The organism is Enterobacter sp. HMSC16D10 (assembly GCF_001807145.1).
Taxonomy (GTDB): domain Bacteria; phylum Pseudomonadota; class Gammaproteobacteria; order Enterobacterales; family Enterobacteriaceae; genus Enterobacter; species Enterobacter roggenkampii.
Map to the genome: position 1 here is coordinate 110670 of NZ_KV787833.1, position 18063 is coordinate 128732.

Below are 18063 nucleotides of genomic sequence, written 5' to 3' on the forward strand. Positions count from 1 at the left end.
TACGCGCGTCCGCGAAAAAAAACCGTATTCAAAGGGCAGACCTGGCCACCCGGGCAGCTAAGCTGCTCTATTGTTCACGTTTGGTGCATATCAGCAGGGTATGACCGACCCCAAGGTTATCCAGACGCTGTTCAACGCTGAAACCTGCGCTCTCCAGGTAACGATAAAACGCCTCTACGCTGTAAAACCGGCTATTGCCATTCGCCATACAGGTGAAATAGAGCGAGGTGGCATTCAGGCTGAAAGAGGCCGCTTCAAACTTCTGGGCATCCCAGAAAAGCTCCATGATGCACAAACGTGCGCCTGGCTTCATGACCTGTGCGACGCGCGTCAGCATGGCGACAATCTGATCCGGAGAGAAACAATCCAGAAACTGGCTCATCCACCAGACGTCGGCCTCACCCGGCAAGGCTGCTGGGCTAAGCATATCGACAGCATGGAATCCAATACGATGAGAAAAACCTGCTTTTGCGATGTTTTCCTGCGCCAGCGCTATCTGCTGCGGCAGGTCGAGGATCGTCACGGCAACATTTTCGTCATAGCGGCAGCAGCGTAACGCCCATTTACCCGTATTTCCGCCCACATCGTACAATTTTGTCGGCGAGCTTGCGAATATATATGGCAAAGCGGCATCAAACGCGGCGTCGGAATAGTAATGATCAAAGGCGAACCAGCTCTCTTTCGCCTGTGCCGGTAATTGGGATAATGCCGGATAGATGGTTGGCCAGTTGCCAAACACCGCTAAGCCCGCAGGTTTTTCTTCCTTCAGGGCGTCCGCCAGGTGAAATAGCCCTTTGTAACAAACGTCCTGAGTGAAATCCATATTTACGCGGGTCATTTCATCGTGCAGTAAAAAGTGGCCCACTTTCGCCAGAAAATAACGTCCATGCTGTTGGGTAACGATCCGCCCGCTTAATCCCATATCCAGCAGTACGCTGACGCCATAGCTGCCGAGCGTGCTGTGTTCGGTTATTTCCTCGAGGCTGGCACCCTCTTTACCTTGTTTATCGAGCCAGGCGAGAATGCCTGAGTTACGCAGACAAAGCGCGGTCTGAAATAACATCGGAGCAAAAGCGATGCGTTGCGCTTCGGTAATGGCATCCAGTGCGCTGAGCGTATCCTTTTCGTACATTGCTGCGTAACCTTTCAGGGCAAGAAATAAGGGTTATCGGGCCATATGCGGCCCGACTTTAGAAAAATATTACAGTGCGGCGCCCGCGGAGAGGTTCAGCTGAATATCGTGGTCGAGGTTATTCACCCAACGGTTATAATTTTTGTGAATTTTACCGTCAGCCGCTTTCAGGTTCATACTGCTTTCGTAGTTAATGGAATAGCTTGTTGCGGAATAAGGAATACGAACGTCGACCGAGTGGTCGCGCGCCTGCAGACGACCTTTGATAACGCCCGGACCGGCTTCCGTCATGATCCAGTCACGTTTTTGTCCTGCTTTCAAAATCGCTGTTTTTACCTGGTCGGCGGTATGACCCGCGCTCACAGTAGAGTGAACCTGAGCGATTGGGGCAGTACGCGCACAGCCTGCCAGTGCGCCAACGAATACGGCGGCAGCACACCATTTAACGATCTTTTTCATCAACAACTCCATATCAATAATAACAATTAAAGGTAGTGGTTTTTACAAATAATATTCATCCGGCGTTTCTTATGTGCCAGATGTTTTTTTAATCAATATTAAGGTTTGCATTACGTTGACGCGAAGGCGGGCATAATAACATGGAAAATAATTAACAATTTCATTTTTTTTAATTTGCGTTAAATCATGATATGCGTTTCAACGTAATGCGACCGACGTAAACAAAAACAGAATTAATATTTCCTTAACGCAAATAAAAATACCGCGACAGGTTATGAACGCGGTAATTTAAGGCGGATTATTGGCGGTTTAAACCTACCTATAAAGGTAGGTCAGCTACCCGGGCAACCGGCTTTTCGGCCTTCCCGGCCCGAGCAAAATGGCCAGCTTGCTGCCGCCTTTGGTGGTCTCCATCCAGATCTTACACACGCTGGTCAGGGGGACCGAGAGCAGCATACCGACCGGGCCCAGCAGCCATCCCCAAACCAGTAAGGATAAAAACACGACCAGCGTCGACATGCCGAGCCGGTGCCCCATCATGCGTGGTTCGAGAATATTGCCCAGCACCATGTGCACCACGAGGAATAACGCGCCGACCAGCATACATTCGTAGAAACCGTTAAACAGAAACGCCTGAATCATTGGCGGCACGGCGGAAAGCACCGCGCCAATGTTGGGCACGTAGTTCAGCAGAAACGCCAGCACGCCCCACATTAGCGCGAACTGCACGTTCATCAGCATCAGCCCCAGCCAGACGATGATCCCGGTCCAGACGCTCAGCAGCGTTTTCAGCGCAAGATATTTAGAGACGCCCTTCAGCGCCCGGTGTAAGCCAGCAATGTGAATTTGTGGGTTATTCAGTGCAAAGCGCAGCTTATACGGGACGTGGCGGACTTCAAACAGCATAAACACCACCGTCATGACCAGCAGCAGAATGCTGGCCATCGCGCCGGAAAGCCCCGTCATCAAGGTGGTGGCGTAGGTCATGACCTTCTCGGAGTCCATCCTGCGCAGCATCCGTTCGGGTGAGATATGCAGATTAAGGAAAGGCACCATCTCCTGGAGTGCGACGATCTTCCGCGTCAGCTCTTTGTTGTACTGCGGCAGCATGGTGGAGAATTCACTCAGCGAGGCCGCCAGCACGCCGAAGAGCGCCGTCAGGGCAATCAGCATCACGATGACGACGATAGTGATGGCTACCGGGCGGCTAACGCCCCGGCGCAGAAACCAGGTGACCAGAGGATTAAGCACAATGGCAAAAAAGAGCGCCAGCAGGAGCTGAACTATGATGTCGGCGGCCGCATGGATACCCGCAAGGATAACCACCAGACAGGCGAGCTTTAATAAGATGTGGAGTCCTGCTTTGTCGGACGGGTTAGCGATCATGCGCGTTCCTTAATGTGATGACCCGGTAAGTGTAGTGCCCGGGCCTCGCTTCGTCTGGCACCGTTAATCTGAAAGTCGCTGCTGATTTTCTTATTGGGGCGTGGTAATAGTGAAACACTGTTGTAAAAAATCCAGGTAGAACCCCATGCCCGAACCTGCCGCTGAACCGGCACTGAGCGGACTGCGCCTCAATCTGCGCATCGTTTCCGTTGTGATTTTTAACTTTGCCAGCTATCTCACCATCGGCCTGCCGCTGGCGGTTCTGCCGGGCTATGTCCATGACGTCATGGGCTTCAGTGCCTTCTGGGCGGGGCTGGTGATTAGCCTGCAGTATTTCGCCACGCTCCTGAGCCGCCCGCATGCCGGGCGCTACGCGGACACGTTCGGTCCAAAAAGCATCGTGGTGGTGGGATTGTGCGGCTGTTTCCTCAGTGGCCTGAGCTACCTGCTGGCTGCCTCAGCCAGCCACTGGCCGCTGGTCAGCCTGGTGCTGCTCTGCCTGGGCCGCGTCATCCTCGGTATCGGGCAAAGCCTGGCGGGAACCGGCTCGACGCTCTGGGGCGTGGGGGTTGTCGGGACGCCACACATTGGTCGGGTGATCTCCTGGAACGGGATTGTCACCTACGGCGCGATGGCGCTCGGCGCGCCGCTCGGCGTGGCCTGCTATGCGTTTGGCGGGCTGTATGGCCTGGCCGTCACCATTATGGCGGTCGCGCTTGTGGCGATACTGTTTGCGCTGCCGCGCCCGACAGTGAAGGCCAGCAAGGGCAAACCGCTGCCGTTCCGGGCGGTGCTCGGGCGGGTCTGGCCATACGGGATGGCGCTGGCGCTGGCGACCACCGGCTTCGGTGTCATCGCCACCTTCATTACCCTCTTCTATGACGCCAAAGGCTGGGACGGCGCGGCCTTTGCGTTAACCCTGTTCAGCTGTGCGTTTGTTGGCGCGCGCCTGCTTTTCCCTAACGGCATCAACCGTCTGGGCGGGCTGAACGTGGCGACGATCTGCTTTGCGGTAGAGATTGTCGGGCTGCTGTTGACCGGCGTAGCCAGCGCGCCTTGGATGGCGAAAATGGGCGTATTTCTCGCGGGAGCCGGTTTTTCACTGGTCTTTCCGGCGCTGGGCGTGGTCGCGGTGAAAGCGGTGCCGCAGCAGAACCAGGGGGCGGCGCTGGCGACCTATACGGTGTTTATGGATATGTCGTTGGGCATTACCGGGCCGCTGGCAGGGCTGGTAATGGCCCAAGCGGGGGTACCGGTGATCTATCTCGCCGCGGCGGGTCTGGTCATGATGGCATTGCTGCTGACGTGGCGGCTAAAAAAATGGCCCCCGGTGCAGGCACCGGAGGCCACGTCATCATCGTGAAACGTTACTGAATTACGATGGTGTTAATGATGTTTTCAGCAGCCGTCTGCGCTTTCTGCTGATCTTCCGCTGGCAGGGTGATCTGCAGGGTCAGCAGTTTGTTATCGACCTTGCCCAGCACGACAGAGGAGTACGCGGTCTGGCCTTTCGCGGAGATGATGCTGTCCAGCTGCTGCAGCTTATGGCCTTTCAGCTCGATGGATTTATTGGTCACGACCTGCAGCTGCGGGTCGCGGCCGCGCTGCTGATCTTCCAGACGTTTGGACAGGACGGCCAGATCTTCGCTGGTGTCGTCGCCCACAATCACAATGACCGCTTTCTGCCCGGTTGCGTCGGAGTAAACGTGCATGTTATTCGCCTGAGTGCCCAGCTTGCCGCTCTGGTCAGTCATATCGGCTGGCAGAGAGAAGCTGAGTTTGCCATCCATCAGATTCACCGGCTGGCCGGTCGCATTGCTTTCTGCGGATGCGCCCTGAGCAGGCGTTTTCGTGTCGCTGTTATCACAGGCTGCAAGACCCACAACCAGCAGGCCAATCCCGACATATTTAACCAGATTGCGCATTGACTTCTTCCTTTCGATAAACGGCCATAACGGCTCATTCGCTCATCTTATCACAACTGATAAAGCGAACCCTTAACCAGCCTGCAATGCCGTGATTTCAGATTTATCTGCCAGCCTTTTCAGCAGCATATTCAGCAGCACGCCGTACATGGGCAGGAAGAACACAATGCTGATGAGCACCTTGAAGCAGTAGTCCACCAGCGCGATTTCCATCCAGTGTTCGGCCATGAACGCATCCGGGCTACGCCAGAAGGCGATGAAGAAGAAGGCCAGCGTATCGCTCACGTTACCGAACAGCGTGGAGGCGGTGGGTGCCATCCACCAGCGATGATTCTGACGCAGGCGATTAAACACGTGCACGTCCAGAATCTGCCCCAGCGCGTAGGCCATAAAGCTTGCTGCGGCGATACGGGCGACAAACAGGTTGAAGTGGGTTAACGCCTCAAAACCCTGCCAGCTTCCCATATAAAACAGGGACGAAACCCCGTACGAGATGAACAGCGCCGGGAGCATGACCGCAAAAATAATGCGGCGAGCCAGCGGTGCGCCAAAAATACGCACGGTCAGATCGGTGGCGAGGAAAATAAACGGAAAGCTGAACGCGCCCCAGGTGGTATGAAAACCAAAGATGGAGATAGGGAGCTGCACCAGATAGTTGCTGGAGGTGATCACCAGCAAATGGAAAAGCGAAAGCCAGAACAACGCTTTTACGCGCTGTGATTCAGAAAACTGCGTCATATTGTGACCTTTTTATACGTTGGGGTGAGGGAACCCAATAAAAACCGCAGCATGATACTGCTTTGGCGGGACATTGCAATGGTTAGTTTTTACGCAATCGTTAACCTGGTTTGCATTGACCGCAACGGGGCGTAAACTACAGCCGTTTTTACCTGACCGAGAAGATCATGACCGACCTGTTTTCCAGCCCAGACCACACTCTTGATGCCCAGGGCCTTCGCTGCCCGGAACCGGTAATGATGGTACGTAAAACCGTGCGCAACATGCAGACCGGTGAAACGCTGCTGATCGTTGCCGACGACCCGGCCACGACCCGCGACATTCCCGGTTTTTGTACCTTTATGGAGCATGAGCTGGTGGCACAGCAGACGGAAACGCTGCCGTACCGGTATTTGATTCGTAAGGGGTAGCCCTCACTTATTTGGGGGGAGGTTGAGGGTATCAGGCCGCACCCATGCTTGAACCTGTTCCTGAATATTTAAAAGCGAGTTTAACGGTAGATGACCTGCCTCTGGACGTCCCTGCCTTCGAACCGGAAGTTGAACAGTTGGGAAGCTATTGCCCGCTATTAACACAGTTGCTGTTGGCTCGTTCACTTTCAGAGAGTGATGAAAGAGTGGCTGGAGATTTGTTGCAAGGCTTAGTTGGGCTGTATAGCGGTATGTTGAAAGCACCGCGCTGGTTGCGTACAAATGAAGGCATCTTGCCACTGTGAAAAAAGTCGGGTGGCGCTAACGCTTACCCGACCTACGGGACTAGAGCCGTTGTAGGCCGGGTAAGGCGAAGCCGCCACCCGGCAAGCATACGGCCTCTGCGGCCTGATGCCCTCTCCCACAGGGAGAGGGAGAACGTCATCCTTTCATCCACGCCCTGATCCCATCCAGGAACATCTGCGTTGCCATCATCACCAGAATGAGCCCCATCAGGCGCTCCAGCGCGTTTACCCCTTTTTCGCCCAGCAGGCGCAGGAACAGGGACGACTGCAGCAGGATGATAAACGTCCCGCCCCAGGCAATCAGCAGGGCAATGACCAGATGGCTCATCTGGTTCGGATACTGGTGCGACAGCAGCATCAGCGTCGCCAGAATGGTTGGCCCCGCGACGAGCGGGATCGCCAGCGGCACAATAAACGGCTCTTCACCCGCAGGCAGGCCGCTGCTGCTGCCTTCCGCGCTCGGGAAAATCATCTTAATCGCAATCAGGAACAGAATAATCCCGCCGGAAATCGACACGGTTTCGGCGCGCAGGTTCAGGAACGCGAGGATTTTTTCACCCGCAAACAGGAAGATAAACATCACCAGCAGGGCGATAAGCAGCTCGCGGATCATGATCGCCCGGCGGCGCTTCGGCTCGGTGTGCTTCAACACCGACATGAAGATCGGCAGGTTACCCAGGGGATCCATTATCAGGATCAATAAAACCGCTGCGGAAATGATTTCACTCATGTAAATTATCCCTGAATTTCTCTAAGGTTATTATGATGATTAGCTGTATTTCTGATTGCCGGGCAATCATCGATTAATTTCGCTTGCGACTTTGGCAGCATTTTGTAATGTGAAGCATATCCCAGTTCAATACTGGCTTGCACAATCAGCACACACCCTCAGCAGGAAAAAAATGCTATGAAAAACGTTGGTTTTATCGGCTGGCGCGGTATGGTCGGCTCTGTACTCATGCAACGCATGGTTGAAGAGCGCGATTTCGACGCTATCCGCCCGGTCTTCTTCTCCACTTCTCAGCTCGGCCAGGCTGCTCCGTCCTTTGGTGGTACCACAGGCACGTTGCAGGATGCTTACGATCTGGAAGCGCTGAAGGCACTCGACATTATTGTGACCTGCCAGGGCGGCGATTATACCAACGAAATCTATCCAAAGCTGCGTGAAAGCGGCTGGCAGGGCTACTGGATTGACGCGGCCTCTTCGCTGCGCATGAAAGACGATGCCATCATCATTCTCGACCCGGTTAACCAGGGCGTGATCGCCGATGGCCTGAACAACGGCGTAAAAACCTTTGTTGGCGGTAACTGCACCGTCAGCCTGATGCTGATGTCCCTCGGCGGCCTGTTCGCGCAGGATCTGGTGGAGTGGGTCTCCGTGGCGACCTACCAGGCGGCGTCCGGCGGCGGCGCGCGTCACATGCGCGAGCTGCTGACCCAGATGGGCCAGCTGCACCAGAGCGTCGCGACCGAGCTGGCAAACCCGGCGTCGGCTATTCTCGATATCGAGCGTAAAGTGACCGAGCTGACCCGCAGCGGCGAGCTGCCGGTGGATAACTTTGGCGTACCGCTGGCCGGCGGCCTGATCCCGTGGATCGACAAGCAGCTGGATAACGGCCAGACCCGCGAAGAGTGGAAAGGCCAGGCCGAGACCAACAAAATCCTCAATACCGCGAACACCATTCCGGTTGACGGTCTGTGCGTGCGTATCGGCGCGCTGCGCTGCCACAGCCAGGCCTTCACCATTAAACTGAAAAAAGATGTGTCTATTCCGACCGTGGAAGAGCTACTGGCCGCGCACAACCCGTGGGCGAAAGTGGTGCCAAACGATCGCGATATCACCATGCGCGAGCTGACCCCGGCAGCGGTGACCGGCACGCTGACCACGCCGGTTGGCCGTCTGCGTAAGCTGAACATGGGGCCGGAGTATCTCTCCGCGTTCACCGTCGGTGACCAGCTCCTGTGGGGCGCCGCTGAGCCGCTGCGCCGCATGCTGCGCCAGCTGGCGTAATAATTTGTTAAATACCGGGGGTGATTTTCACCCCTTTTTTTTGCGTACTACATGGAGTAACACGCGTATGTCTTATTTTTTATCAGGAGTCATTTAGAGCGTTGGCTATGCTTTAAGGAAGAGTCATTTCTTACCTGAGGTTCGAACGGAGCAGAATGGATGCACATTTTTGTGCTGTCCCGTTCAGGTCACATTAAAAGTCGTCCCGGAGCGCTTAAAAAGGACGACATAAAAACAGGATGAATACCATGTCCGATCGTGTGGATAGAGACGTGATTAATGCGCTTATTGCGGGTCATTTCGCTGACCCCTTTTCTGTGCTTGGGATGCACCGTACTGAGGCAGGTCTGGAAGTTCGTGCCCTGTTGCCGGATGCCACAGAAGTCTGGGTGATTGAACCCAAAACCGGCCGCAAAGTCGGTAACCTTGAATGCCTCGATTCCCGTGGCTTCTTCTCGGGCGTGATGCCCCGTCGTAAAAACCCTTTTCGCTATCAGCTCGCCGTTCTCTGGCACGGCCAGCAGAACCTGATTGACGATCCCTACAGCTTTGGCCCTCTGCTTAAAGAGATGGATGCCTGGCTGCTCTCCGAGGGGACGCATCTGCGTCCTTATGAAACGCTGGGCGCCCATGCCGATACCATGGACGGCATCACCGGCACGCGGTTCTCCGTGTGGGCGCCCAATGCCCAGCGCGTCTCCGTTGTCGGCCAGTTCAACTACTGGGACGGCCGCCGTCACCCGATGCGCCTGCGTCGGGAAACCGGCATCTGGGAGCTGTTTATCCCCGGGGCGCACCACGGGCAGCTTTATAAATTCGAGATGATCGACGCCCACGGCAAGCTGCGCATTAAAGCCGACCCGTATGCCTTCGAAGCGCAGATGCGCCCGGATACCGCGTCGCTGATCTGCGGCCTGCCGGAGAAGGTCGTCCAGACGGAGGAGCGTAAACAGGCCAACCGTTTTGATGCGCCAATATCCGTCTATGAAGTCCATCTCGGCTCCTGGCGCCGCCATACCGATAACAACTTCTGGCTGAGTTACCGGGAGCTTGCCGACCAGCTGGTGCCATACGCCAAATGGATGGGCTTTACCCACCTTGAGCTGCTGCCGGTCAACGAGCATCCGTTCGACGGCAGCTGGGGCTATCAGCCCACCGGGCTGTATGCGCCGACCCGCCGCTTCGGCACCCGCGACGACTTCCGCTATTTCATTGATGCCGCGCACGCCGCCGGGCTGAACGTGATCCTCGACTGGGTGCCGGGCCATTTCCCGGCGGATGATTTTGCGCTGGCAGAGTTTGACGGCACGAAGCTGTACGAGCATAGCGATCCGCGCGAGGGCTATCACCAGGACTGGAACACGCTGATCTACAACTACGGTCGCCGTGAGGTCTCAAACTACCTGGTCGGGAATGCCCTGTACTGGATCGAGCGGTTTGGTATTGACGCCCTGCGCGTGGATGCGGTGGCGTCGATGATCTACCGCGACTACAGCCGCAAAGAGGGGGAGTGGATCCCGAACGAGTTTGGCGGCCGCGAAAACCTGGAAGCGATTGAATTCCTGCGTAATACCAACCGCATTATCGGCGAGCAGGTGGACGGTGCCGTGACCATGGCGGAAGAGTCCACCGACTTTGCGGGCGTCTCCCGTCCGCCGTCATTGGGCGGCCTGGGGTTCTGGTATAAGTGGAACCTGGGCTGGATGCACGACACGCTCGACTACATGAAGCTGGATCCGGTTTACCGTAAGTATCATCACGATAAGCTGACGTTCGGGATGCTCTACAACTACACCGAAAACTTCATGCTGCCGCTGTCGCACGATGAGGTGGTACACGGTAAAAAATCGATTCTCGACCGCATGCCGGGCGACGCGTGGCAGAAGTTTGCCAACCTGCGCGCCTATTACGGCTGGATGTTTGCCTTCCCGGGCAAGAAACTGCTGTTCATGGGCAATGAGTTCGCCCAGGGGCGCGAGTGGAACCACGACGCCAGCCTCGACTGGCATCTGCTGGAAGGCGGCGACAACTGGCACCACGGCGTGCAGCGTCTGGTGCGCGATCTGAACCTGACCTATCGCCACCACAAAGCGCTGCACGAGCTCGACTTCGATCCGTACGGCTTTGAATGGCTGGTGGTGGACGACCACGAGCGCTCGGTGTTTGTTTTTGTGCGTCGTGACAAAGCGGGTAACGAGATCATCGTCGCCAGCAACTTTACGCCGGTGCCGCGCGAACATTACCGCTTCGGCATTAATCAGCCGGGCAAATGGCGCGAAATTCTGAATACCGACTCGATGCACTACCACGGCAGCAACGCCGGTAACGGTGGGCTGGTACAGAGCGACGCCATTGAAAGCCACGGGCGACCCAACTCCCTGAGCCTGACGCTGCCGCCGCTTGGCACCATCTGGCTGATGCGGGAGGGCGAATGACGCAGCTTACGGCAGGTAAACCCGAACCGCTCGGGGCGCATTTTGACGGAAAAGGGGTGAACTTCACCCTCTTTTCCGCTCACGCCGAGCGGGTTGAACTGTGCGTGTTTGACGGGGAAGGTAACGAGCACCGTTACGATTTACCCGCGCGCACGGGGGATACCTGGCACGGCTACCTGGCCGGAGGACGGCCCGGTATGCACTATGGCTTTCGCGTTCACGGTCCGTGGGATCCCGCGCAGGGGCACTGGTTTAACCCGGCGAAGCTGCTGATTGACCCGTGCGCGCACCGCGTGGACGGTGAATTTAAAGATGACCCGCTCTTCCACGTGGGCTACGGCGAGCCTGACCACCGCGACAGCGCGCCCGTCGCGCCAAAAAGCGTGGTGGTGAACGATCTTTATGACTGGGAAGACGATGCCCCGCCGCAGACGCCGTGGGGCAAGACCGTCATTTATGAAGCCCACGTCAAAGGGCTGACGTACCTGCATCCGTCGATCCCCAAAGAGATGCGCGGCACCTACAAGGCGCTCGGGCATCCCACCATGATCGCCTACCTGAAACACCTCGGCATCACCGCCCTGGAACTGCTCCCCGTCGCCCATTTTGCCAGCGAGCCGCGTCTGCAGCGGCTGGGGCTGAGCAACTACTGGGGCTATAACCCGCTGGCGATGTTCGCGCTCGAGCCGCGCTATGCCGTCCATCCGGAAAAGGCGCGGGACGAGTTCCGCGATGCGGTGAAGGCGCTCCACGCGGCGGGCATTGAGGTCATTCTGGACGTGGTGCTGAACCACAGCGCAGAAAGCGATCTCGACGGCCCGACGCTCTCCATGCGCGGAATTGATAACCGTAGCTATTATTGGATCAGGCACGATGGCGATTATGAGAACTGGACCGGCTGCGGTAACACGCTCAATCTCAGCCATCCGGCGGTCACGCACTTTGCGTATGAATGCCTGAAATACTGGGTGCAGACGTTCCACGTCGACGGTTTTCGTTTCGACCTGGCGCCGGTGATGGGACGCACGCCGGCGTTCAGCCAGCAGGCGCCATTGTTTGAGGCGATAAAAAACTGTCCGGTGCTCTCGCAGGTGAAGCTGATTGCCGAGCCGTGGGACATCGGTGAAGGCGGTTATCAGGTCGGGAATTTCCCGCCGCTGTTTGCCGAGTGGAACGACCACTACCGCGACGCCGTACGCCGCTTCTGGCTGGAGCGGAACCTGTCGCTGGGGGAATTTGCCGGGCGCTTTGCCGCGTCGAGCGATCTCTTTAAGCGCGACGGCAAACGTCCGTCGGCCACCGTTAATCTGTTGACGGCGCACGACGGTTTTACGCTCAGGGACTGCGTTTGTTTCAATCAGAAACACAATGAGGCGAACGGCGAAGAGAATCGCGATGGCACTAACAATAACCATAGCTTTAATCATGGTATAGAAGGGTTAGGCGGAAGTCTGGATGTGATAGAGCGGCGACGCGCCAGCGTTCATGCGCTGCTGACAACGCTTTTACTGTCGCAGGGCACGCCGATGCTGCTGGCAGGCGACGAGCATGGTCACAGCCAGCACGGTAACAACAACGCCTATTGCCAGGACAACACCTTAACCTGGCTCGACTGGGGTGAAGCCAACAGCGGGCTGATTCATTTTACCGCTGCGCTGATCCATCTTCGCCAGCAGATCCCCGCGCTGACCGCCAACAGCTGGTGGGAAGAGGGTGACGGCAACGTTCGCTGGCTGAATAAAGACGCGCAACCGTTAAGCGCGCAAGAGTGGCAACACGGCGTACCCCGCCTGCAAATCCTGCTGTCGGATAAATGGCTGGTCACGCTGAACGCGACGGATGACGTCGCAGAGATTGTTTTACCTGACGGGGAGTGGCGAGCCGTTCCCCCCTTTGCCGGAGCGGATAATCCGGTAGTAATGGCTGTCTGGCACGGGCCTGCGCACGGAGTGTGCGTATTCCAAAGATGATAAAAAAGGAGTTAGTCATGGTTAGATTAGAGAAGAACGATCCCTTAATGTTGGCACGCCAGCTACCATTAAAAACGGTTGCCCTGATACTTGCGGGCGGGCGTGGTACCCGTCTGAAAGATTTGACCATCAAGCGCGCCAAGCCGGCCGTTCACTTTGGTGGTAAGTTCCGTATTATCGACTTTGCGCTCTCCAACTGCCTGAACTCGGGCATTCGCCGCATTGGCGTCATCACGCAGTATCAGTCGCACACCCTGGTGCAGCATATTCAGCGCGGCTGGTCATTCTTCAGCGAAGAGATGAACGAATTTGTCGATCTCCTTCCTGCGCAGCAGCGCGTTCACGGCGAGAACTGGTATCGCGGAACGGCGGATGCGGTCACCCAGAACCTCGACATCATTCGTCGCTATAACGCGGAATACATTGTGATCCTCGCCGGGGACCACATTTACAAGCAAGATTTCTCCCACATGCTGATCGACCACGTCGAAAAAGGGGCGCGCTGCACCGTGGCGTGTCTGCCTGTGCCCGTTGCTGAAGCGACGGCGTTTGGCGTCATGCACGTGGATGCCGACGACAAAATTATCGACTTCGTTGAAAAACCGGCGAACCCGCCAACCATGCCGGGCGATGACACCAAATCGCTCGCCAGCATGGGGATCTATGTCTTTGACGCAGATTATCTTTATGAGCTGCTGGAAGAAGACGACAAAGACGAAAACTCAAGCCACGACTTCGGTAAAGACATCATTCCGAAAATCACCAAAGCTGGCATGGCGTATGCACATCCTTTCCCGCTGTCCTGCGTGCAGTCCGACCCGAATGCGGAACCGTACTGGCGCGATGTGGGCACGCTGGAAGCGTACTGGAAAGCGAACCTCGATCTGGCATCGGTCACGCCTGAACTGGATATGTACGACCAGAACTGGCCGATTCGTACCCATATGGAGTCGCTGCCGCCAGCCAAATTCGTGCAGGACCGCTCCGGTAGCCACGGCATGACGCTGAACTCGCTGGTGTCCGGCGGGTGCATCATCTCCGGTTCGGTCGTGGTGCAGTCGGTGCTGTTCCCGCGCGTGCGGATAAATTCATTCTGTAATATCGATTCGGCAGTCTTGTTGCCGGACGTCTGGGTAGGGCGCTCGTGTCGTCTGCGTCGTTGCGTGATCGACCGTGCCTGCGTCATCCCTGAAGGGATGGTCATTGGGGAGAATGCGGAAGAAGACGCGCGTCGTTTCTACCGTTCGGAAGAGGGGATCGTGTTAGTCACACGGGAAATGTTGCGGAAGCTGCAAATCAAACAGGAGCGATGATGCAGGTTTTACACGTATGTTCTGAGATGTTCCCGTTATTAAAAACGGGCGGTCTGGCAGATGTGCTTGGCGCATTACCGGCGGCGCAAATCGCCGGAGGCGTGGATACCCGAGTCCTGCTGCCCGCCTTTCCGGATATCCGGCGCGGTATACCTGATGCAAAAGTGGTGACCCGCCGTGAAACGTTTGCCGGACGCATTACCCTGCTGTTTGGACATTACAATGGCGTAGGGATTTACCTGATCGACGCGCCGCATTTATACGATCGCCCGGGTAGCCCGTATCACGATACGAACCTGTTCGCCTATACCGACAACGTGCTGCGCTTTGCGCTCCTCGGCTGGGTTGGAGCAGAAATGGCGACGGGGCTGGATCCGTTCTGGCGTCCGGATGTGGTGCATGCGCACGACTGGCACGCCGGGCTTGCCCCGGCGTATCTCGCCGCGCGCGGCCACCCGGCGAAATCGGTCTTTACCGTGCATAACCTGGCCTATCAGGGGATGTACTACGCCCATCACATGAATGACATCGATCTGCCATGGTCGTTCTTTAACATGCACGGTCTGGAGTTTAACGGGCAGATCTCGTTCCTGAAGGCGGGGCTGTACTACGCCGATCACATCACGGCGGTGAGCCCAACCTACGCGCGTGAGATCACCCAGCCGGCGTTTGGCTACGGCATGGAAGGGTTGCTGCAGCAGCGCCACCGCGAAGGCCGCCTGTCGGGCATTCTGAACGGCGTGGATGAACAGATCTGGAGCCCGGAAACCGATCTCCTGCTGGCGGCGCGCTACGGTCGTGATTCCGTGGAAGACAAAGCGGAAAACAAACGCCAGCTGCAGATTGCGATGGGCCTGAAGGTTAACGACAAAGTGCCGCTGTTCGCCGTCGTAAGCCGCCTGACCAGCCAGAAAGGGCTGGATCTGGTGCTGGAGGCGCTGCCCGGTTTACTGGAGCAGGGCGGGCAGCTGGCGCTGCTCGGCGCGGGCGACCCGGTATTGCAGGAAGGTTTCCTTGCCGCCGCCGCGGAACATCCGGGGCAGGTGGGCGTACAGATTGGCTACCACGAGGCATTTTCGCACCGCATTATGGGCGGCGCGGACGTCATCCTGGTGCCGAGCCGTTTCGAACCCTGCGGCCTGACGCAGCTTTACGGCCTGAAATACGGCACCCTGCCGCTGGTGCGCCGCACGGGCGGGCTGGCGGATACGGTATCGGATAGCTCACTGGAAAACCTGGCGGACGGTATCGCCAGCGGGTTTGTCTTTGAGGACAGTAATGCCTGGTCGCTGCTTCGGGCGATTCGGCGTGCTTTCGTCTTGTGGTCCCGTCCATCGCTGTGGCGCTACGTCCAACGCCAGGCGATGTCCATGGACTTTAGCTGGCACGTTGCGGCGCAGTCATACCGCGATCTCTATCAACGCTTGATGTAACGAGGCGAAGTTACTGATATGAACGCTCCATTTAGCTACTCTTCACCCACGCTCAGCGTTGAGGCGTTAAAGCACTCCATCGCCTACAAGCTGATGTTCACCATCGGGAAAGATCCGGTTATTGCCAACAAGCACGAGTGGCTGAACGCCACCCTGTTTGCGGTGCGCGACCGCTTAGTTGAACGCTGGCTGCGCTCAAACCGCGCCCAGCTCTCGCAGGAGACGCGTCAGGTTTACTATCTGTCGATGGAATTTTTGATTGGCCGCACGCTGTCCAATGCGCTGTTGTCGCTCGGTATTTATGACGACGTCAAAACCGCACTGGAAGAGATGGGGTTAGATTTAGAAGAACTGATCGACGAAGAGAACGACCCGGGCCTCGGTAACGGCGGTCTGGGACGTCTTGCCGCCTGCTTCCTCGACTCGCTGGCGACGCTGGCGCTGCCGGGCCGCGGCTACGGTATTCGCTACGATTACGGCATGTTCAAACAGAACATCGTCGACGGGCGTCAGAAAGAGTCCCCGGACTACTGGCTGGAGTATGGCAACCCGTGGGAGTTCAAGCGCCACAACACGCGCTACAAGGTGCGCTTTGGCGGGCGTATTCAGCAGGAAGGAAAAAAATCCCGCTGGGTGGAAACGGAAGAGATCCTGGCCGTGGCCTACGACCAGATCATCCCCGGCTACGACACCGATGCCACCAACACGCTGCGCCTGTGGAGCGCTCAGGCCAGTAGCGAAATTAACCTCGGTAAATTTAACCAGGGTGACTACTTCGCGGCGGTGGAGGATAAAAACCACTCCGAGAACGTATCCCGCGTGCTGTACCCGGATGACTCGACCTACTCAGGCCGCGAGCTGCGCCTGCGTCAGGAGTATTTCCTCGTTTCGGCGACCATTCAGGACATCCTCAGCCGCCACCATCAGCTGCACAAAACCTACGCCAACCTGGCGGAGAAAACCGCGATCCACCTTAATGACACCCACCCGGTGCTCTCTATTCCGGAGCTGATGCGCCTGCTGATCGACGAGCATAAGTTCAGCTGGGACGACGCCTTTGAGGTGACCTGCCAGGTGTTCTCGTACACCAACCACACGCTGATGAGCGAAGCGCTGGAGACGTGGCCGGTGGACATGCTTGGCAAAATCCTGCCGCGCCATCTGCAGATTATCTTTGAGATTAACGACTACTTCCTCAAGACGCTGCAGGAGCAGTATCCGAACGATACCGGCCTGCTGAGCCGCGCGTCCATCATTGATGAGTCGAACGGTCGTCGCGTGCGCATGGCCTGGCTGGCGGTTGTCATCAGCCACAAGGTCAACGGCGTGTCCGAGCTCCACTCGAACCTGATGGTGCAGTCGCTGTTTGCGGACTTCGCGAAGATCTTCCCGACGCGGTTCTGCAACGTGACCAACGGCGTCACCCCGCGCCGCTGGCTGGCGCTGGCCAACCAGCCGCTCTCTGAGGTGCTGGACGAGAATATCGGCCGCACCTGGCGTACCGATTTGAGCCAGCTGAGCGAGCTGGAACAGCATATTGATTTCCCGACGGTGAACAAAGCCGTGCGCGAAGCCAAGCTGCTGAACAAAAAGCGTCTGGCGGTCTGGCTGGCGATGCACCTGAACGTGGTGGCAAACCCGAAAGCGCTGTTTGACGTTCAGATCAAACGCATCCACGAATACAAGCGTCAGCTGATGAACGTGCTGCACGTGATCACCCATTACAACCGCATTAAGGCCGACCCGACGGCCGAATGGGTGCCGCGTGTGAAGATCTTCGCCGGTAAGGCGGCGTCGGCCTACTACATGGCGAAGCACATTATTCATCTCATCAACGACGTGGCGAAGGTGGTTAACCAGGATCCGGACATTGGCGACAAGCTGAAGGTGGTGTTCATTCCGAACTACAGCGTCAGCCTGGCGCAGCTGATCATCCCGGCGGCGGATCTCTCTGAGCAGATTTCCACGGCGGGCACGGAGGCATCCGGCACCAGTAACATGAAATTTGCCCTTAACGGCGCGCTGACCATCGGCACGCTGGACGGGGCGAACGTCGAGATGCTGGAGCACGTGGGCGAAGAGAATATCTTTATCTTCGGTAATACGACGGAAGAGGTAGAGGCGCTGCGCAGGAAAGGCTACTCGCCGCGTCAGTATTACGAAGAGGATGAAGAGTTGCGTCAGGTGCTGACGCAGATTGCAACCGGCGTGTTTAGCCCTGATGAACCGAGCCGCTACCGCGATCTGGTGGATTCGCTGATTAACTTTGGCGATCACTACCAGGTGCTGGCGGATTACCGTAGCTACGTCGACTGTCAGGATAAGGTGGACGAACTGTATCGCCAGCCTGAGAAGTGGACCAGCGCCGCGATGTACAACATCGCCAATATGGGCTATTTCTCGTCAGACAGGACCATCAAGGAGTATGCCGAGACGATCTGGCATATTGATCCGGTGAGGTTGTAAAAACAAAGCCGGGTGGCGGCTTCGCCTTACCCGGCCTACTTGATCCCGTAGGCCCGGTAAGCGTAGCGCCACCGGGCGTT

Annotated in this window: 15 protein-coding genes; 9 read left to right on the forward strand and 6 right to left on the reverse strand. The window is 57.0% G+C overall.

What is annotated here, in order from left to right; all coding sequences use genetic code 11:
- Positions 1 to 67: 67 nt before the first annotated feature.
- The 3 genes from HMPREF3143_RS03475 to HMPREF3143_RS03485 all read right to left on the reverse strand — a co-directional run bounded on the left by HMPREF3143_RS03475 (position 68) and on the right by HMPREF3143_RS03485 (position 2977).
- Positions 68 to 1132: a class I SAM-dependent methyltransferase gene (locus HMPREF3143_RS03475; protein WP_008503077.1), complete on the reverse strand. Its 1065-nt coding sequence runs from the start codon at positions 1130 to 1132 to the stop codon at positions 68 to 70.
- A gap of 69 nt (positions 1133 to 1201) precedes the next feature.
- A complete protein-coding gene (locus tag HMPREF3143_RS03480) occupies positions 1202 to 1591 on the reverse strand; it encodes a lipoprotein (protein ID WP_008503076.1) in 390 nt (129 codons plus the stop codon).
- A 336-nt stretch (positions 1592 to 1927) separates the two neighbouring features.
- Positions 1928 to 2977 carry an AI-2E family transporter gene (locus tag HMPREF3143_RS03485; RefSeq protein WP_008503075.1) on the reverse strand — a complete coding sequence of 350 codons (1050 nt, stop codon included), beginning with the start codon at positions 2975 to 2977 and terminating at the stop codon, positions 1928 to 1930.
- Between the two features lie 145 nt (positions 2978 to 3122).
- Here HMPREF3143_RS03485 and HMPREF3143_RS03490 point away from each other — a divergent pair, with 145 nt between their 5' ends.
- Positions 3123 to 4340, forward strand: coding sequence for an MFS transporter (locus HMPREF3143_RS03490; protein WP_070531785.1), 1218 nt, complete (start codon positions 3123 to 3125; stop codon positions 4338 to 4340).
- Positions 4341 to 4344: 4 nt separating this feature from the next.
- On the opposite strand, the gene HMPREF3143_RS03495 is transcribed toward HMPREF3143_RS03490, so the two are convergent.
- Both HMPREF3143_RS03495 and HMPREF3143_RS03500 read right to left on the reverse strand, forming a co-directional pair.
- On the reverse strand, positions 4345 to 4902 hold the full coding sequence (locus HMPREF3143_RS03495; protein ID WP_008503073.1) for a DcrB family lipoprotein: 558 nt from the start codon (positions 4900 to 4902) through the stop codon (positions 4345 to 4347).
- A gap of 72 nt (positions 4903 to 4974) precedes the next feature.
- Positions 4975 to 5640, reverse strand: coding sequence for a 7-cyano-7-deazaguanine/7-aminomethyl-7-deazaguanine transporter (locus HMPREF3143_RS03500; RefSeq protein ID WP_008503072.1), 666 nt, complete (start codon positions 5638 to 5640; stop codon positions 4975 to 4977).
- A 167-nt stretch (positions 5641 to 5807) separates the two neighbouring features.
- Between HMPREF3143_RS03500 and tusA the strand changes: the two genes are divergently transcribed.
- Positions 5808 to 6050: a sulfurtransferase TusA gene (gene tusA, locus HMPREF3143_RS03505; protein ID WP_017693840.1), complete on the forward strand. Its 243-nt coding sequence runs from the start codon at positions 5808 to 5810 to the stop codon at positions 6048 to 6050.
- 44 nt (positions 6051 to 6094) lie between these two features.
- The gene (locus HMPREF3143_RS03510) at positions 6095 to 6355 is read left to right on the forward strand and encodes a hypothetical protein (protein ID WP_021242178.1); all 261 of its coding nucleotides are present in this window, start codon (positions 6095 to 6097) and stop codon (positions 6353 to 6355) included.
- Between the two features lie 136 nt (positions 6356 to 6491).
- On the opposite strand, the gene yhgN is transcribed toward HMPREF3143_RS03510, so the two are convergent.
- Complete coding sequence (gene yhgN / locus HMPREF3143_RS03515; protein WP_003861574.1) at positions 6492 to 7085, reverse strand: NAAT family transporter YhgN; 594 nt, start codon at positions 7083 to 7085, stop codon at positions 6492 to 6494.
- 177 nt (positions 7086 to 7262) lie between these two features.
- On the opposite strand from yhgN, the gene asd reads away from it, so the two are divergent.
- The 6 genes from asd (at position 7263) to glgP (ending at position 17983) form a co-directional block, all read left to right on the forward strand.
- Positions 7263 to 8366: an aspartate-semialdehyde dehydrogenase gene (gene asd, locus HMPREF3143_RS03525; RefSeq protein ID WP_021242179.1), complete on the forward strand. Its 1104-nt coding sequence runs from the start codon at positions 7263 to 7265 to the stop codon at positions 8364 to 8366.
- A gap of 248 nt (positions 8367 to 8614) precedes the next feature.
- Positions 8615 to 10801: a 1,4-alpha-glucan branching enzyme gene (gene glgB / locus HMPREF3143_RS03530; RefSeq protein ID WP_045408609.1), complete on the forward strand. Its 2187-nt coding sequence runs from the start codon at positions 8615 to 8617 to the stop codon at positions 10799 to 10801.
- A complete protein-coding gene (glgX, locus tag HMPREF3143_RS03535) occupies positions 10798 to 12771 on the forward strand; it encodes a glycogen debranching protein GlgX (protein WP_039024281.1) in 1974 nt (657 codons plus the stop codon). The genes glgB and glgX overlap by 4 nt, the downstream gene beginning before the upstream one ends.
- 17 nt (positions 12772 to 12788) lie before the next feature.
- Positions 12789 to 14084, forward strand: a complete 1296-nt coding sequence (gene glgC, locus HMPREF3143_RS03540) for a glucose-1-phosphate adenylyltransferase (protein WP_070531790.1) — start codon at positions 12789 to 12791, stop codon at positions 14082 to 14084.
- Positions 14084 to 15517, forward strand: a complete 1434-nt coding sequence (gene glgA / locus HMPREF3143_RS03545) for a glycogen synthase GlgA (RefSeq protein WP_008503065.1) — start codon at positions 14084 to 14086, stop codon at positions 15515 to 15517. Before glgC ends, glgA begins: the two co-directional genes overlap by 1 nt.
- Before the next feature lie 18 nt (positions 15518 to 15535).
- On the forward strand, positions 15536 to 17983 hold the full coding sequence (gene glgP / locus HMPREF3143_RS03550; protein WP_008503064.1) for a glycogen phosphorylase: 2448 nt from the start codon (positions 15536 to 15538) through the stop codon (positions 17981 to 17983).
- The last annotated feature ends 80 nt before the right edge of the window (positions 17984 to 18063 follow it).

Excerpts from the sequence above, each read along its gene's own strand:
- HMPREF3143_RS03485 (WP_008503075.1), bottom strand. The coding sequence starts at position 2,977 with ATGATCGCTAACCCGTCCGACAAAGCAGGACTCCACATCTTATTAAAG.
- glgP (WP_008503064.1), top strand. The coding sequence starts at position 15,536 with ATGAACGCTCCATTTAGCTACTCTTCACCCACGCTCAGCGTTGAGGCG.
- glgA (WP_008503065.1), top strand. The coding sequence starts at position 14,084 with ATGCAGGTTTTACACGTATGTTCTGAGATGTTCCCGTTATTAAAAACG.
- yhgN (WP_003861574.1), bottom strand. The coding sequence starts at position 7,085 with ATGAGTGAAATCATTTCCGCAGCGGTTTTATTGATCCTGATAATGGAT.
- asd (WP_021242179.1), top strand. The coding sequence starts at position 7,263 with ATGAAAAACGTTGGTTTTATCGGCTGGCGCGGTATGGTCGGCTCTGTA.
- HMPREF3143_RS03475 (WP_008503077.1), bottom strand. The coding sequence starts at position 1,132 with ATGTACGAAAAGGATACGCTCAGCGCACTGGATGCCATTACCGAAGCG.
- HMPREF3143_RS03480 (WP_008503076.1), bottom strand. The coding sequence starts at position 1,591 with ATGAAAAAGATCGTTAAATGGTGTGCTGCCGCCGTATTCGTTGGCGCA.
- HMPREF3143_RS03500 (WP_008503072.1), bottom strand. The coding sequence starts at position 5,640 with ATGACGCAGTTTTCTGAATCACAGCGCGTAAAAGCGTTGTTCTGGCTT.
- tusA (WP_017693840.1), top strand. The coding sequence starts at position 5,808 with ATGACCGACCTGTTTTCCAGCCCAGACCACACTCTTGATGCCCAGGGC.
- glgB (WP_045408609.1), top strand. The coding sequence starts at position 8,615 with ATGTCCGATCGTGTGGATAGAGACGTGATTAATGCGCTTATTGCGGGT.
- glgX (WP_039024281.1), top strand. The coding sequence starts at position 10,798 with ATGACGCAGCTTACGGCAGGTAAACCCGAACCGCTCGGGGCGCATTTT.
- HMPREF3143_RS03490 (WP_070531785.1), top strand. The coding sequence starts at position 3,123 with ATGCCCGAACCTGCCGCTGAACCGGCACTGAGCGGACTGCGCCTCAAT.
- HMPREF3143_RS03510 (WP_021242178.1), top strand. The coding sequence starts at position 6,095 with ATGCTTGAACCTGTTCCTGAATATTTAAAAGCGAGTTTAACGGTAGAT.
- HMPREF3143_RS03495 (WP_008503073.1), bottom strand. The coding sequence starts at position 4,902 with ATGCGCAATCTGGTTAAATATGTCGGGATTGGCCTGCTGGTTGTGGGT.
- glgC (WP_070531790.1), top strand. The coding sequence starts at position 12,789 with ATGGTTAGATTAGAGAAGAACGATCCCTTAATGTTGGCACGCCAGCTA.